The organism is Cryobacterium sp. Y29 (assembly GCF_002929825.1).
Lineage (GTDB): Bacteria > Actinomycetota > Actinomycetes > Actinomycetales > Microbacteriaceae > Cryobacterium.
This window is the reverse complement of sequence record NZ_PJJN01000030.1, coordinates 21,423-37,337: the sequence shown is the minus strand read 5'-3', so window position 1 is coordinate 37,337 and position 15,915 is coordinate 21,423. Positions and strand designations below refer to the sequence as shown.

15 protein-coding genes are annotated in these 15,915 nt (G+C 66.6%); 8 read left to right on the top strand and 7 right to left on the bottom strand.

Translation table 11 applies throughout. The features are described from left to right. Positions 1–32 precede the first annotated feature (32 nt). Both CXY74_RS06135 and CXY74_RS06130 read left to right on the top strand, forming a co-directional pair. Positions 33–1,004, top strand: a complete 972-nt coding sequence (locus CXY74_RS06135) for a nitrilase-related carbon-nitrogen hydrolase (protein WP_104199615.1) — start codon at positions 33–35, stop codon at positions 1,002–1,004. Continuing rightward, entirely contained in the window at positions 1,001–2,035 is a 1,035-nt protein-coding gene (locus CXY74_RS06130; protein ID WP_104199614.1) for an agmatine/peptidylarginine deiminase, read from the top strand. Before CXY74_RS06135 ends, CXY74_RS06130 begins: the two co-directional genes overlap by 4 nt. Here the strand turns inward: CXY74_RS06130 and CXY74_RS17520 are convergent, their stop codons facing one another. The 7 genes from CXY74_RS17520 to CXY74_RS06100 all read right to left on the bottom strand — a co-directional run bounded on the left by CXY74_RS17520 (position 2,036) and on the right by CXY74_RS06100 (position 9,267). Then, complete coding sequence (locus CXY74_RS17520) at positions 2,036–2,197, bottom strand: hypothetical protein (protein ID WP_158252306.1); 162 nt, start codon at positions 2,195–2,197, stop codon at positions 2,036–2,038. It abuts the gene before it with no gap. Positions 2,198–2,386: 189 nt separating this feature from the next. Further along, positions 2,387–3,184 carry a 3-hydroxyacyl-CoA dehydrogenase gene (locus tag CXY74_RS06125; protein ID WP_104199613.1) on the bottom strand — a complete coding sequence of 266 codons (798 nt, stop codon included), beginning with the start codon at positions 3,182–3,184 and terminating at the stop codon, positions 2,387–2,389. Continuing rightward, positions 3,184–4,368 carry a thiolase family protein gene (locus CXY74_RS06120; protein ID WP_104199612.1) on the bottom strand — a complete coding sequence of 395 codons (1,185 nt, stop codon included), beginning with the start codon at positions 4,366–4,368 and terminating at the stop codon, positions 3,184–3,186. Before CXY74_RS06120 ends, CXY74_RS06125 begins: the two co-directional genes overlap by 1 nt. 51 nt (positions 4,369–4,419) lie before the next feature. Continuing rightward, the gene (locus tag CXY74_RS06115) at positions 4,420–5,226 is read right to left on the bottom strand and encodes an RNA methyltransferase (RefSeq protein ID WP_104199611.1); all 807 of its coding nucleotides are present in this window, start codon (positions 5,224–5,226) and stop codon (positions 4,420–4,422) included. A gap of 217 nt (positions 5,227–5,443) precedes the next feature. Continuing rightward, the gene (locus CXY74_RS17905; protein ID WP_233193241.1) at positions 5,444–6,754 is read right to left on the bottom strand and encodes a DUF4397 domain-containing protein; all 1,311 of its coding nucleotides are present in this window, start codon (positions 6,752–6,754) and stop codon (positions 5,444–5,446) included. A gap of 205 nt (positions 6,755–6,959) precedes the next feature. Continuing rightward, complete coding sequence (locus CXY74_RS06105; RefSeq protein ID WP_233193240.1) at positions 6,960–7,514, bottom strand: RNA polymerase sigma factor; 555 nt, start codon at positions 7,512–7,514, stop codon at positions 6,960–6,962. Positions 7,515–7,785: 271 nt separating this feature from the next. Next, positions 7,786–9,267, bottom strand: a complete 1,482-nt coding sequence (locus tag CXY74_RS06100) for an NAD-dependent succinate-semialdehyde dehydrogenase (RefSeq protein ID WP_104199760.1) — start codon at positions 9,265–9,267, stop codon at positions 7,786–7,788. A gap of 160 nt (positions 9,268–9,427) precedes the next feature. Here CXY74_RS06100 and CXY74_RS06095 point away from each other — a divergent pair, with 160 nt between their 5' ends. From CXY74_RS06095 to CXY74_RS06070, 6 genes are all read left to right on the top strand, one after another. Beyond that, positions 9,428–10,894 carry a fumarylacetoacetate hydrolase family protein gene (locus CXY74_RS06095; RefSeq protein ID WP_104199609.1) on the top strand — a complete coding sequence of 489 codons (1,467 nt, stop codon included), beginning with the start codon at positions 9,428–9,430 and terminating at the stop codon, positions 10,892–10,894. Then, on the top strand, positions 10,891–11,595 hold the full coding sequence (locus CXY74_RS06090; protein ID WP_370446132.1) for a GntR family transcriptional regulator: 705 nt from the start codon (positions 10,891–10,893) through the stop codon (positions 11,593–11,595). The genes CXY74_RS06095 and CXY74_RS06090 overlap by 4 nt, the downstream gene beginning before the upstream one ends. 3 nt (positions 11,596–11,598) lie before the next feature. Next, a complete protein-coding gene (hpaE, locus tag CXY74_RS06085) occupies positions 11,599–13,125 on the top strand; it encodes a 5-carboxymethyl-2-hydroxymuconate semialdehyde dehydrogenase (RefSeq protein ID WP_104199607.1) in 1,527 nt (508 codons plus the stop codon). 99 nt (positions 13,126–13,224) lie between these two features. Beyond that, positions 13,225–14,301: a 3,4-dihydroxyphenylacetate 2,3-dioxygenase gene (gene hpaD, locus CXY74_RS06080; RefSeq protein ID WP_104199606.1), complete on the top strand. Its 1,077-nt coding sequence runs from the start codon at positions 13,225–13,227 to the stop codon at positions 14,299–14,301. Positions 14,302–14,315: 14 nt separating this feature from the next. Beyond that, positions 14,316–15,101 carry a 2-oxo-hept-4-ene-1,7-dioate hydratase gene (gene hpaH / locus CXY74_RS06075; RefSeq protein ID WP_104199605.1) on the top strand — a complete coding sequence of 262 codons (786 nt, stop codon included), beginning with the start codon at positions 14,316–14,318 and terminating at the stop codon, positions 15,099–15,101. After that, positions 15,086–15,913 (top strand): HpcH/HpaI aldolase/citrate lyase family protein, encoded by an 828-nt coding sequence (locus tag CXY74_RS06070; RefSeq protein WP_104199604.1) that lies wholly within the window; start codon positions 15,086–15,088, stop codon positions 15,911–15,913. The genes hpaH and CXY74_RS06070 overlap by 16 nt, the downstream gene beginning before the upstream one ends. Positions 15,914–15,915: the final 2 nt, after the last annotated feature.

Below are 15,915 nucleotides of genomic sequence, written 5' to 3'. Positions count from 1 at the left end.
TAGTTGATCGCTCAGAATCTCTGGAGAACAGCATGCGTCTGATTGCGGCCCCGTCGAACCCATCCTCGCCCACGCGGGTGCAGGCGCCCGACCGCCTCCCTCTGCGCGTCGGCCTCGTGCAGCATCGCTGGCACGCCGACGAGGCGACGCTGCAGACGGAGCTGGCCACCGGCATCCGCCTGGCCGCCGAGGCCGGTGCCCGCATCGTCTTTCTGCCCGAACTCACCCTCAGCAAGTACCCCGGAAACGTGCGTGCCACCGGAATTCCCAAAGCAGATGCCGAGCCGCTCCGGGACGGCCCGACCTTCGCCTTCGCGGCCGACCAGGCCCGGCTGCACAACGTCATCGTGCACGCGTCACTCTGTGAACAGCCGTCTTCCACCGATGCCCCCGACGATCCGCGCAGCTACAACACGGCCATCCTGGTGTCGCCGACCGGCGAACTGCTCGGCCGAACCCGTAAAACCCACATTCCGGTCACCGCCGGGTACTACGAAGACACCTACTTTCGGCCGGGGCCCGCCGAGGACGCCTACCCGGTCTACTCCGTGGCGGGCGCACGCCTCGGCCTGCCGACCTGCTGGGACGAGTGGTTTCCCGAGGTCTCCCGCCTGTACGGGCTCGGCGGAGCCGAGATTCTGGCCTATCCCACCGCGATCGGATCCGAACCCCTCTTTCCGAACTTCGACACCCAGCCGATCTGGCAGCAGGTCATCGTGGCGAACGGCATCACGAGCGGACTTTTCATGGTCGTGCCGAACCGGCACGGCACCGAGGGCGACCTCACCTTCTACGGTTCGTCGTTCATCTCCGACCCGTTCGGACGGGTGCTCGTCGAGGCGCCGCGCGGCGAGTCCGTGGCACTCGTGGCAGATCTCGACCTGGCACAGCGCGCGGAGTGGCTCTCCCTGTTCCCGTTTCTGGCCACCCGCCGCCCCGACAGTTATGCGCGGCTGACGGCGGCCGTCGACCCAGCGCATCCGTTTGGCGGGCCGGTCGTATGACCTGGCGGATGCCGGCCGAAACCGCGCAGCAGGACCGGGTCTGGATGGCGTTTCCGGCGGCCGGCTACACCCTCGGCGACAGCGCAAAATCGGCCCACGAGGCGCGAAGCGCCTGGGCCGCCGTCGCGCATGCCGTGGCTGACTTTGAGCCGGTGACGATGGTCGTCGACCCAACGACCCGCGCCGACGCCGCCCGCTATCTGGGTAGCGGCATCGACGTTGTCGAAGCCGACCTGAACGACAGCTGGATGCGCGATATCGGCCCGAGCTTCGTGCACGATGACGCAGGACACCTCGGCGCCATCGACTGGGTCTTCAACGGCTGGGGCGCCCAGGACTGGGCCAGCTGGAACAAAGATGCCTCGATCGGCCGTTTCGTAGCGGATGCCGCCGGGGCGACGGTCGTCTCGTCCCCCCTCGTGAACGAGGGCGGCGGAATCCACACCGACGGCGCGGGGACCGTGCTGGCGACGAAGAGCGTGCAGCTCGACCCCGCACGCAACCCGGGCGCCACACGCGCCTCGGTCGAGGCGGAATTGCGGCGCACGATCGGTGCCGAGCACGTGGTTTGGCTGCCGCGTGGTCTTACCCGCGACCAGGCGCGGTTCGGCACCCGCGGGCACATCGACATGGTCGCAACGATCCCGTCGCCAGGAACGATTCTGCTGCACGCGCAGAATGATCCGGGGCATCCGGACTACGCGCTTACCCGCGAATTCCGCACGCTGCTGGCTGACGAGCACGACGCGGCCGGGCGGCCCTTCACGATCATCGATCTGCCGGCACCCGCCGTTCTGCGCGACGATGACGGGTTCGTGGACTACAACTATGTGAACCATCTCGCGATCAACGGCGGCGTCCTTGCCTGCAGTTTCGGCGAGGAGCGAGCCGATGCCGCCGCCCGCGATGTGCTCGCAGCGGCCTACCCGGGGCGGCGAGTGGTGTCGGTCGACGCGCGGACGTTGTTCGCGCGCGGCGGTGGCATCCATTGCATCACCCAGCAGCAGCCGTCTGCGCCGCTGCCGGCCTGATCAGGCGTCAGACGGCCGACGCCCGTTGCGCCACAGGGCGAAGATGAGCGGCAGAACGGGAACGATCCCGACAATCAGATAAGCCGAATCACCCAACTCGTTGTGCACGAGCTGGACGCCGAAAACCAGCAGGCCGATGTAGAGCATTCTCCAGCCCACCATCGGCAATTTTTGGCGAACCGTAGGTTCCACGACGGTTTGCGAGCCCCGGTTCGACCCGGATATCCTCGCGGCTTCGACCAGACCGATTGGTACCCCCCCAGTGTGTCGATACTACGACTCTCAACGCTCAGTAGTCCCGGTCGCGACTATCTGGCTGCGGGCGACCGAGGGCGGCCAGGCAGCCAATGACTACTTCGGCTGCATCCGAATCGCCCCGTCGAGACGGATGGTTTCTCCGTTGAGCATGGGATTTTCGATGATATGCCGCACTAGGAATGCAAATTCGTCGGGGTCCCCGAGTCGGGACGGATGCGGCACCTGGGCGCCCAGGGAGTCCCGCACCGGCTGCGGCAGCCCCTGCAGCATGGGAGTGTCGAAGATTCCGGGCGCAATCGACATGACCCGAATCAGGCTTTGCGCGAACTCGCGGGCCAGCGGAAGGGTCATCGCGGCGACGCCCCCCTTGGAGGCAGCGTAGGCCGCCTGCCCGATCTGCCCGTCGAACGCGGCGACCGATGCCGTGTTGACGATGACGCCGCGTTCGGCGCCGCCCTGGCAGTCCGGGTCACCGACGGGTTCGGTGCGCTGCATCGCCGCGGCGGCCAGTCGCACGACGTTGAACGTACCCACGAGGTTGATGCGAATGGCGCGTTCAAAGTCTTCGAGCGGCAGCGGCCCATCGCGGCCGACCGTGCGAGCGCCGGGCGCGATGCCGGCGCAATTGACCACGATGCGCAGTGGCCCCTGGGCCACCGCGGCGTCGACGGCGGTCTGCACATCGCCGGCGCTCGTCACATCGCCGGCGACGAACCGGGCCCGGTCGCCAAGGGAGGCGGCGATCTCCTCGCCGGGAGCGCCGGGCAGATCCAGCAACACCACGGATGCCCCGGCTTCGTGCAGGGTGCGAACGCAGGCCAGGCCGAGGCCGGAGGCGCCTCCGGTGATGAGGGCGGAGCATCCGCTACTGAGCACATTGACGGCGCGCATCAGAGCCTCTCGATCAGGGTGGCGTTGGCCATGCCGCCGCCCTCGCACATGGCCTGCAGGCCCCACCGACCACCGGTCATTTCGAGGTGGTTGAGCAGGGTCCCCAGCAGGCGGGTGCCCGAGGAACCGAGCGCGTGGCCCAGGGCGATGGCGCCGCCACGCGGGTTGAGGCAATCGGGGTCGGCGTGGAGCTCGTGCAGCCACGCCAGCGGCACGCTCGCGAAGGCCTCGTTGATCTCATACGCGTCAATGTCGTCGATACTCAGGCCGGCCCGCGAGAGGATGCGCTGGGTCGCCGGAATCACGCCGGTCAGCATGAGCAGCGGGTCACTTCCCACCACGGTGAAACTGTGAAAGCGGGCGCGGGCGTTGAGGCCGAGCTGGTCGGCCCGCTTGGCGCTCATGATCAGGGTCGCCGAGGCTCCGTCGGTCAGCGGCGAGGAGTTGCCGGCCGTGACATGCCAGCCAAGCTTCGGAAACCGGGCGGCGAGGGCATCGGTGCGAAAGGCGGGCAGCAGGCCCACCAGCGAGGCATGCGACGTGCCCGCGCGAATGGTCTCGTCCTCGCTGACCACGCTGCCGTCCGGCCGGGTGATGGTCACGATTTCGCCGGAGAAATCTCCCCGTTCGGCCGTCGCCGCTGCGCGGCGGTGCGAGCGGGCCGCGTAGTTGTCGAGGGCGTCGCGGCCGAGGTTCCATTTTTGGTTGATGAGCTCGGCGGAGACGCCCTGGTTGACCAGGCCGTCGGGAAAGCGCTCATGCATGAGCGTGCCAAATGGGTCTTGGGAGCTGGCCGATGACCCGAGCGGAACGCGACTCATCGACTCGACACCGCACGCGATGACGACGTCAGCGCTGCCGCTCATGACGGCCTGGGCGGCGAAGGCGGTAGCTTGCTGGCTGGATCCGCACTGACGGTCGATCGTGGTGCCGGGAACGGTGTCGGGAAACCCGGCGCTCAGTAGAGCGGTGCGGGTGATGTTGTTGCTCTGCTCGCCGACCTGGCTGACGCAGCCGCCGATCACGTCGTCAACAAGCGCCGGATCGAGGTTGTTTCGGCTGACTAGTTCGCGCAGCACGGTGGCCAAAAGGTCGGCCGGATGAATGCCATCGAGAGCTCCCCCGGGTTTGCCCCGGCCCGACGGGGTGCGCAGAACGTCCACGATGACAGCTTCATTGCTCATGACCCCAGCCTAGGCCCGCCGGGGCGACAACAGCGGGCAGGCGATGTTCGGCTACTGGGACAGCGCCCACATCGCGACGGCACTCGCCGCGGCCACGTTGAGCGAGTCGATGCCGTGCTTCATCGGAATCTGCACGACGCTGTCCGATGCGGCGAGCGCCTCGGGCGTGAGCCCCTCTCCCTCGGCGCCGAGCAGCAGGGCCAGGTGCTCCTGCCCGGTCCCATCGAAATCGCGCAGGCTGACCGCGTCGGGGGTGAGGGCGAGGGCGGCCACGTGAAACCCGTGCCGGGTGAGCAGCGCGCGGGTCTCCGTCCAGTCGCCGACCCGGGTCCACGGCACCTGCAGCACGGTACCCATCGACACGCGAATGGCCCGGCGGTAGAACGGGTCGGAGCAGCGGGGCGTGACCAGAATCGCATCCGCCCCGATGGCGCCGGCCGAGCGAAAGATGGCGCCGACGTTGGTCGGGTCCGACACATTTTCGAGGATGACGATGCGGCGCGCACTGGCTAGCAAGGCATCGGCGTGCGGCAGCTCTGGCCGGTTCATCGCTGCAATTACACCGCGGTGCAGAATATAACCGGTGAGATCGGCGAGCAGCTCGCCCGGACCGACGAACACCGGGATTTCGGCTGCGTAGTCGCCAAGCACCGCGAGTGCTTCGTCGGCCGTGTTGCCGAGGGCGAGCACCGATCGCGGAGCATGCCCCGCGCGCAGGGCCCGCTCGAGCACGAGGGCTGACTCGGCGATGTACAGCCCGTGTTCGGTGCCGCGGGCTTTCTTCAAGGCCACGTCGGTGAGGTGGGCGTAGTCGACCAGTCGTGGGTCGCTCAGGTCATCGATAGCGATCAGGGGCATCCGCAAAGTCTAACGAGCGGCCCGAGCGGCCCGAGCGGGCTCCGGCCCGCGCCCGGGCGCGTGCCCCTATCGGCCCGCGCCATTCTGCGCATAACTCCTGCAATTTGCCAGCCGAGGCCGTTCGACCCCCGGAATTTTCGGGGGTCGAACGGCCACCCGCCGCGGATTGCAGGAGTTATGCGCCACGGTGGCTCGAGCTGGCGCAGCGGAGACGGAGCTACTTCGTGCGCACCGACTGCACGGCCAGGGCGAGCGTGCCGTCGACCAAGCTGCCCCAGGCGTACACGATGGTGTTCGTGCTCGAGGCGATGTCGACGTCAGCGGGACCGATGAGGGCCGCGGTGGTTCCGGCAGCGGCAACCGCTGCTGAAATGGTGCCGACCGGTAGCACGAGCACGGACTCGTTCGGGTTGGTCAGGCCAGAAATGGCCGGGGTTCCGTTGGCGAGCACGTCGACGGCGGGGGCGGCAGCAACGTGGCGCACGGTCAGGCGGCCCTGGCCGTCGCCGGGCGCGGAAGTGTCGTTCGTGAACAAGGCGGCGGTCGGAGCCCCGGTCTCGCTGAGGTGGGCTACGGCCGTGTAGTTCAGGCCGGATGCGACCGTGAGGTCGACCGGTCCAATCACAGGAGCACTCGCGTCGGCGGCATCCGCTGCGGTGATGGCGAGGGTGTAGCTGCCGGCTGCAATACGGAACGTCTTCGTGAGGGTGCCCGGTTCGAAGTCGTCGATGACCAGCTTATTGTCGACATACACGTCAACCACGACGCCGGGGATCGCGTGCAGCACCGAAACGGATGCCGGCGCGGCGGCCCGAGTGCGTACCGTCTGTACGAACAGGGCGAGGTTTCCCTTGGCGAGGCTACCCCAAGCGTACACGATGGTGTTGGTACGCGGGGCGATCGTGACATCGGCCGGGCCGAGCAGCGGCGCCGTGGTTCCGGCGGCGGCGACCACGGCACTGATCGTGCCGACCGGCAGGTCGAGCATGGCCTCCGACGGGTTGGTCAAGCTGGCGACGGCCACCGCACCGTTCGCGAGCACGTCGACGGCGGGAGCAGCCGCAACGTGGCGCACCGTGAGACGGCCCTGCCCGGCAGCCAGCGGCGTGGTGTCATCGTTGAACAGGGTGGCGGTGGGAATACCGGTGTCGCCCAGGTGGGCGACGGCCGTGAAGCTGCGGCCAGCCGTCAGGGTCACGGTGGTCGAGCCGCTGAGTGCGATGTCGACCGTCGGCTTACCGTTGGCGCTGCCACCGAGCACGAGGGGGTCCATGGCAGAAATCTTGACGGTGTGCGTGCCGGCTGCAAGTTTCAACGGGCCGAGCAGTGTTCCCGGCGTGAAGTCGTCGACGACGACACGGCCGTCCACCGAAATGTCGAGGATCAGCCCGGGAATGGCGTGTAGTACCGACACCGAGGCGGTGCCCGGTGCCGCGGACGCCGCGGGCACGGCCGCCTGTGCCGGCGCGAACCCGGCGAGGGCGACGAGGAGGCCGGCGGATATTCCGACGGCGATGGACTTGCGCATTGCTACCTCCATTGGGTCGTTACGGCAGGCGGCTTCGCCTCCCTGCTAACACCTTCTCTGCCCCACCGGGTTTTGGATGCAGTCCGAAAGTTTTCCGACCCTCGCGCACGTGCAACTCACCGCGAGGTGCGCGCGGTCCGCCACGCGCGTATCGAGTTCGGCGAGAGCCAGGAGGCGCAGGTCGTCCGCAGTAATGTGCCTGGCATCAATAAGAGTCATCAGACACCTCCAACCGGGTGCGTAAGCGCGTCAGGCTGCGGCGCATGTGGCTCTTGACCGTGCCGAGCGGCAGCCCGAGGATGCGGGCGATCTGCACCTGGGTGAGATCGTGAAAAAAGGCCAGCCGCATCACCTGGCGGGGCACAGGCTCCAGGCGGTTGATTTCGTCGCCGACCAGCACCCGGTTGACGACGCTAACACTGTCATCGGAATGCTGCAGCGGGATGGTTGCGGCAAGGGATTCCTCGAGCCGCCGCTGTCGCCTGCGCACCTCGTGGGCGTCCGCGATCATGTGCCGGGCGATGCCGATCAGCCAGGCCGGCAGCCGGGAGCGGGCCGGGTCGAACCCCACGCGCCCGCGCCAGGCCGCGATGAACACCTTCTGGGTGACGTCTTCGGCATCGGTCGCATTGGCGAGCGAACGTACGGCGATCGTGAACACCAGCGGTGACCAGCGTGCGTATGCTGCGGCCAACGCGCGCTCGTCGCCGTCGCAAAACGCACGGGCCACGGCCTCGTCATCGTCGGTGGGTGCACTCACGTCGGGGTGGGTCCTTGGGGTCAAAACACGAACTGGGCAGGGGCGCGAGAGGCGAACCCTTCGGGCATCAACCCCCGCGCGCATCAGCTTAGTGAGTTTTCTTCAACTCAGGCGGGACTTCGCAGCCACAAAAAGAGGGCCACAGCAGCATGCCCGACGCCGCGTACTGTGACCCTCCCGGGGTGGGAACTAGTTACTCCCTAACTTCTCTTATGGACAGCAAAACGGATGCACCCTGCCGCAGATTGACCGGCCACTTAAAAACACCTTGTTACGGAACAGGCGTGAGCGTGTACTTTGTCGATAGGTATTCCTGGATACCCTCGAGCCCTCCCTCGCGGCCCAGACCGGACTGTTTCACGCCGCCGAACGGTGCGGCCGCGTTCGAGACGACGCCGGTGTTCAGGCCCATCATGCCGGTCTGCAACGTGTCGATCATGCGCTGGCCGCGGGCGAGGTCGGTCGTGTACACGTAGCTGATCAGACCGAACTCGGTGTCGTTGGCGAGGCGCACAGCATCCGCTTCGTCGGTGAAGGTGCTGATCGCGAGCACCGGACCGAAGATTTCATCGCGCAGAATGTCGCTGCCCGGCTGGATATCGCTGAGTACGGTGGGCGCGTAGAAGGAGCCCTCGCGCTCAATTGCAGCGCCGCCGGTTATCAGGGTTGCACCGCGGGTGAGGGCGTCCTTCACGAGGGAATCGGCCTTGGCGACGGCTGTGCCGTCGATGAGCGGGCCGATGGTGATGCCGGTCTCGGTACCACGCCCGATCTGGAACGCCTCGACTTTTTCGGTGATCCGGCGGGTGAATTCGGCGGCGACGGACTCGTGCACGATGAAGCGGTTAGCTGCAGTGCAGGCCTGGCCGATGTTGCGGAACTTTGCGATGATGGCCCCATCAACAGCCTGATCGAGGTCGGCATCGGCGAAGACGATGAAGGGGGCGTTGCCACCGAGTTCCATCGACGTGCGCAGCACATTCTCGGCGGACAGTTTGATAAGGGATTTGCCGACCGCGGTCGACCCGGTGAAACTGAGTTTGCGGAGGCGCGGATCGGTGATGATCGGCTCGGAGACCGCGCCGGACTCTGATGTCGTGATGACGTTGACAACCCCGGCGGGCAGGCCGACCTCTTCGAGCAGGGCCACGAAGTGCAGGGTGGTCAGCGGAGTGAGCGCGGCCGGCTTGACGACAACGGTGCAGCCGGCGGCAAGTGCCGGGGCGATCTTGCGCGTCGCCATGGCCAGCGGAAAGTTCCATGGGGTGATCAAGAAGCAGGGACCGACCGGGTGCTGGGTGACGATCATGCGACCGGTGCCCTCGGGGTTGGCGCCGTAACGGCCACTGATGCGCCCGGCTTCTTCGCTGAACCAGCGCAAAAACTCGCCGCCGTAGGCGACCTCGCCGAGCGCCTCGGGCAGCGGCTTGCCCATTTCGATGGTCATGAGCAGCGCGAACTCGTGTTTGCGTTCCTGCAGTAGGTCGAAGGCGCGGCGCAGAATTTCGCCCCTCACTCGGGCGGGAGTCGCGGCCCAGCCGGCCTGGGCGGCGTCGGCGGCGTCGAGGGCGGCGGCACCATCGGCCACGCTCGCGTCAGCGATGGTCTTGATGACACGACCGGTGGCCGGGTCGGTGACATCGAGGGTGCGCCCGCCGGTCGCAGCGACCCACTGCCCGTTAATGTAGAGCTGGCCCGGCACTCGAGCGAGCAGCTCCGATTCGTTCGTTGGCGCGTCGGTAACAACTGTCATTGCGTCTCCCATTGCTTGTGTCTGCCCGTCGATCTGACGGTAGTAGCCTAACGGCGCCCACCGTCAGCGTCGGCGGGCGCTCGTGTTTCTGAGGGGTTGCGTCTTTCGCGTGATCGTATATTATTTCAAATACACACGCAGCGCTGCGAGAGGACGTCCGATGCAGAAGCCCACCTCATTCACCGGCACCCCCGGCAAGGTGATCGCCCTGCACCTCAACTATCCCTCGCGCATTGCCCAGCGCGGCCGCGTACCGGAGCAGCCCTCCTACTTTCTGAAGCCCGGCACCTCGGTGAGCGCGTCCGGCACCCCGATTGAACGCCCGGCCGGCACCGAATTGCTCGCCTTCGAGGGCGAGATCGCCCTGATCATTGGCCACAGGGTCCGTCGAGTGAGCCCGGAACAGGGCTGGGCGGCCGTCTCGGGCATCACCGCCGCAAACGACTTCGGCGTCTACGATCTGCGCTACGCCGACAAGGGGTCGAATCTAAAGTCCAAGGGCGGAGACGGCTTCACCCCTCTCGGTCCGAACGTGATCAACGCCGGAGGTGTTGAACCCGATGCCCTGCGGGTGCGCACCTGGGTCAACGGCGAGTTGGTGCAGGAAGACACCACTGCGCACCTGGTTTTCCCGTTCGGCCGCCTGGTCGCCGATCTCTCCCAGCTGATGACGCTCGAGCCGGGCGACGTGATTCTCACCGGAACCCCCGCTGGGTCCTCCGTGGTGCAGCCCGGCGACGTGGTCGAGGTCGAAGTGGATGCCCCGACTGCGCCGGGCGCGCCGAGCAGCGGGCGGCTGGTCACCCCGGTCGTCGCCGGCACGGTCGCGATGGCCGAATACGGCGCCAGCCCGAAGATCGACGATCTGCAGCGGGCCGCGGCGTGGGGTTCATCCCAAGCGGCCGGGCTGCCAGCTTCGGCCAGCTCAGCCAGCGTTCTGACCGACGAACTCAAAGCGAAGATCAACTCGGTCGGAACGGCCACGCTCAGCTCTCAACTGCGCAAACGCGGCCTGAACAACGTCTCGATCGACGGACTCCAGTCCACTCGCCCCACCAAACGCCTGGTGGGGCTCGCCCGAACCCTAAGATTCATTCCCAACCGGGAGGACCTCTTCATCGCTCACGGCGGCGGCTACAACGCACAAAAGCGCGCCTTCGATTCGCTCCGCCCCGATGAAGTGCTCGTGATCGAGGCCCGCGGAGAGACCGGCACCGGCACGGTCGGGGACATCCTCGCCCTTCGCGCCCAGGTCAACGGCGCAGCTGGTCTGGTGACGGATGGCGGGGTGCGCGACGTGACCGCTGTGGCCGCCCTCGAGATGCCCACCTACTTCGCCAACGCGCATCCGGCCGTTCTCGGCCGTCGTCACGTGCCGTGGGATACGGACCTCACCATCGCCTGCGGTGGTGCGGCCGTGCAACCCGGCGATGTGATCGTGGGAGACGCCGACGGCGTCCTCGTGATTCCGCCGCACGTGATCGAGGAGGTCGTCACCGACGCGATCGAGCAGGAGCGTGAGGAGACCTTCATCGCCGAGATGGTTGCCGCAGGCGAGGGCGTCGACGGGCTGTACCCGATGAACGCCACGTGGAAAGGGCGGTACCAAAAATGGTTGCCCCAGTGACACTCCCGCCCATCGGCGTGAGCAAGTCCCAACTCGCCTACCAATGGATCAAGTCGCGCATCTCCGACGGAACCTTCACGCCGGGCTACCGTTTAGTACTGGGCGCGATCGGTAAGGATCTGGGCGTGAGCGTCGTACCGGTGCGCGAGGCGATCCGTCGCCTCGAAGCGGAGGGGCTAATCACCTTCGAACGCAACGTCGGGGCGCAGGTCGCCATGCTCGAAGAGACCGAATATCTCTATACGATGCAAACGCTGAGCGTCGTCGAGGGCGTCGCGACGGCACTGTCGGCGCCGTTCATCACCACCGCCGACATCGAACGCGCCCGCACGGTCAACCAGGCCATGACCGCCTCCCTCGAAGACCTCAACCCGCACCGGTTCACCGCACTCAACCTCGAATTTCACTCGATCCTGTTCGAGAACTGCCCAAACCCGCACATCCTTGACCTGGTGCACCGCGGCTGGAACCGCATGAAGGTACTGCGCGACTCCACCTTCAGCTTCGTGCCCGGCCGCGCCCGCGACTCCGTAGCGGAGCACGACAACCTGCTGCAGCTGATCGAGTCGGGCGCCGACGCGCTCACGCTCGAGCTGACCGCCCGTGCCCACCGCACCGGCACACTGGATGCCTTCCTCGCGTACCAGAAGTCGCACCACCCCCAGCCGGTATCCGACCCGTCCCCGAGAAAGAAAGCCTGAGCGATGACACAGACGTCTGTCCAGAGCGCACACTACGTACCGGCCGACCTGCCCACCAGCATCCGTCATTTCATCGGTGGCGAATTCGTCGACAGCGTCGGCGGCGAAACGTTTGACGTGCTCGACCCGGTGTCCAACCAGACCTATGCCACCGCGGCCGCCGGCCAGCAGGCAGACATCGATCTGGCCGTCGCGGCCGCGAAGGACGCCTTCGACAACGGACCGTGGCCACGCATGCTGCCCCGCGCCCGCGCCCGGGTGCTGCACCGCGTCGCCGACGCCGTCGAGGCGCAGGATGCCCGGCTCGCCGAGTTGGAAACCTTCGACACCGGGCTGCCGATCACACAGGCGCTCGGCCAGGCGCAACGGGCGGCCGAGAACTTTCGCTTCTTCGCCGACCTGATCGTGGCGCAGGCCGACGACACCTACAAGGTACCCGGCAAGCAGATCAACTACGTCAACCGCAAGCCGGTCGGTGTCGCCGGGCTGATCACCCCGTGGAACACCCCGTTCATGCTCGAAAGCTGGAAACTTGCGCCCGCGCTCGCCTCCGGCTGCACCGTCGTGCTGAAACCGGCCGAATTCACGCCGCTGTCAGCAAGCCTCTGGGCCGAGATCTTTCGCACGGCGGGCGTTCCCGACGGCGTGTTCAACCTGGTCAACGGCATCGGCGAGGAGGCCGGCGACGCGCTGGTCAAGCATCCCGACGTGCCGCTCATCTCCTTCACCGGCGAAACCACCACGGGCCAGACCATTTACCGCAACTGCGCCGCGAACCTCAAGGGCATGTCCATGGAGCTCGGCGGTAAGTCACCCGCGGTCGTCTTCGCCGACGCCGACCTCGACGCCGCGATCGACTCGACCCTGTTCGGCGTGTTCTCGCTGAATGGCGAGCGGTGCACCGCGTCGAGTCGCATCCTGGTGGAGCGCTCCATCTACGATGACTTCTGCACCCGCTACGCGGCCCGCGCAGCGAACATCGTCGTCGGCGACCCGCACGACCCCAAGACCGAAGTCGGCGCGCTCGTGCACCCCGAGCACTACGCCAAGGTCCTGAGCTACGTCGAGATCGGCAAGACCGAGGGACGTCTGCTCGCCGGCGGCGGTCGCCCGGCCGGGCTTCCCGAATGGTTGGCACAGGGCAACTACGTCTCCCCCACGGTGTTTGCCGACGTCGCCCCGACTGCCCGCATCTTTCAGGAGGAGATCTTCGGTCCGGTCGTGGCCATCACCCCCTTCGATACGGATGCCGAAGCCCTCGCCCTGGCTAATGGTGTGAAGTACGGGTTGGCGGCCTACATCTGGACCACCGATCTCAGTCGCGCGCACAACTTCGCCCAGTCCGTTGATGCCGGGATGGTCTGGTTGAACTCGCACAACGTGCGGGATCTCCGCACCCCGTTCGGCGGAGTCAAGGCCTCCGGCCTCGGCCACGAGGGCGGCTACCGATCGATCGACTTCTACACCGACTCGCAGGCCGTGCACATCACGCTCGCCCCGGTGCACACGCCCCGCTTCGGCGGCAACTAGCCCCGCTCCGCCGGGAGGGATCGGCACCAGCCATTCGACCAACGCTGGCTGTCTCGATACTCCGCCCCACGCATCCGTAATCTCAACGAGGAGAACCCCATGACACTCAGCCCGATCCCCACCCCCACTGCCACGCCACCCGACATCCTCCGCTGCGCCTACATGGACATCGTCGTGACCGACCTCGCCAAGTCGCGCGAGTTCTACGTCGATATTCTCGGCCTCGTCGTCACCGAGGAGAGCGACACCGAGATCTACCTGCGCAGCTTCGAGGAATTCATCCACCACAACCTGGTTTTGCGCCAGGGGCCCATCGCCGCCGTCGCCGCGATGGCCTTTCGAGTGCGCAGCCCCGAAGACGTCGACCTCGCCGAGGCCTATTATCAGGAGCTCGGCTGCCGCACCGAACGCCGCACCGAGGGCTTCGTGAAGGGCATCGGTGACAGCGTACGCGTCGAAGACCCGCTTGGCTTTCCGTATGAGTTCTTCTATGCAACCACCCACGTAGAACGACTCGCCTGGCGCTACGACCTGCAGGGTCCGGGCGCGCTCGTGCGCCTCGACCACTTCAACCAGGTCACGCCCGACGTCGGCCGCGGCCGTAAATACCTTGAAGACCTGGGCTTTCGCGTCACCGAAGACATCCAAGACGAAGACGGCGTCACCTACGCGGCGTGGATGCGCCGCAAGGACACCGTGCACGACACAGCCCTCACCGGCGGTACCGGGCCGCGTATGCACCACCTCGCCTTCTCGACGCACGAGAAGCACAACATCATCTACATCTGCGACAAGCTCGGCGCGTTGCGCAAGAGCGATCTGATCGAGCGCGGGCCGGGCCGCCACGGCGTCTCGAACGCGTTCTACCTGTATCTGCGTGACCCCGACGGCCACCGCGTCGAGATCTACACGCAGGATTACTACACCGGCGACCCCGACAACCCTGTTGTCACTTGGAATGTACACGACAACCAGCGCCGCGACTGGTGGGGCAACCCCGTTGTACCCAGCTGGTACACGGATGCCTCCCTCGTGCTCGACCTCGACGGTAACCCCCAGCCGGTAGTCGAGCGCACCGAGTCGAGCGAAATGGCCGTGACCGTCGGTGCTGACGGTTTCTCGTACACCCGCAGGGACGACGAGCTGGCCGGCTTCAAACTCGGCACCACCCTGTAGAAAGAAGCGTGCGCATGCTTGACCAGTCAGTCATCGCAGAGATCGCCGACGAACTCGTCGCGGCCGGCCAAACCCGGTCGACGGTTCCCCTCCTCACCGCCCGCTACCCCGGCATGACCGTCGACGATGCCTACGCCGTGCAGAGCCTGTGGAGGGAGCGCGGCATCGCGGCCGGCCGCCGTCTCGTCGGCCGCAAGATCGGCCTGACCTCCAAGGTCATGCAGATCGCCACCGGCATCACCGAACCCGATTACGGTGTGATCTTCGCTGACGAGGTCTACGAGAATGGCGCGAGCATCCGTTTCGACAGCTTCTCGAACGTGCGAATCGAAGTCGAGCTTGCGTTCGTGCTCGGCACGTCACTGACCGGTCCGAACTGCACCCTGTTCGACGTTCTCGATGCCACGGACTACGTCGTTCCGGCGCTGGAAATCCTCAGCTCACGCATCGAGATGGCCGGCCGTACCATCGTCGACACCATCTCCGACAACGCGGCGATGGGCGGAATGGTGCTCGGCGGTACGCCGGTGAAGGTCGGCGACATCGACCTGCGCTGGGTGTCGGCGCTGCTCTACCGCAACCAGACCATCGAGGAATCCGGTGTGGCCGCGGCCGTGCTGGGCCACCCCGCTGCCGGCGTCTACTGGCTGGCGAACAAGCTCGCCCAGCACGAAACCAGGCTCGAGGCCGGCGAGATCATTTTGGCCGGCTCGTTCACCCGTCCGATGTGGGTGGAACAGGGCGACACCGTGCACGCCGACTACGGACCGTTGGGAGCAATCACATGCCGATTCGAGTAGCAGCAGAGCCGACCTTCCGAGACGTTCTCGCGGGCGTCTCACGTGCCCAGATAGGAATGTGGGTGTGCTCCGGCAGCGCGCTGGTCGCGGAAATCTGTGCCGGCAGCGGTCTCGACTGGCTTTTGATTGACACTGAACACAGCCCGAACGGCCTCGAGTCCACTTTGAGCCAGCTGCAGGCCGTACACGGCTACCCGATCGTGCCGCTGGTGCGCGCTCCGATCGGAGATCAGATTATCGTGAAGCAGCTGCTCGACCTCGGCGCGCAGAACCTGCTCATTCCGATGGTTGACACTGCCGAGCAAGCTCGTGACATGGTGGCCGCGGTGCGTTATCCGCCGCTCGGCGTTCGCGGCGTCGGCAGCGCCCTCGCCCGGGCGTCCCGGTGGAACCGTATCGACGATTACCTCACGCGAGCCGACGACACGATCTCACTTTTTGTGCAGATCGAGACGACGGATGCCGTGGCCAACATTGCCCAGATCGCCGCCGTCGGCGGCATCGACGGCTTGTTCATCGGCCCCTCCGACCTCGCCGCGTCGATGGGCCTGCTCGGCCAGCAGGACCACCCCGACGTCGTCTCCTCCGTCGAACACTGTATTCGCACCGTCACGGCGCTCGGCAAACCCGTCGGCGTCAATGCCTTCGCACCAGCGACCGCCGAGCGTTACCTGGCGGCGGGCGCCCGCTTCGTGCTCGTCGGTGCCGACGTGGCCGTTCTCGCCCGAGCCTCGGAGAAGCTCGCAGCGGCGTTCATCAGGCCCGGCGCCACGGGCCCTGCCGGCAATGCCGTCCCGCGGCCGAGTTACTGAGC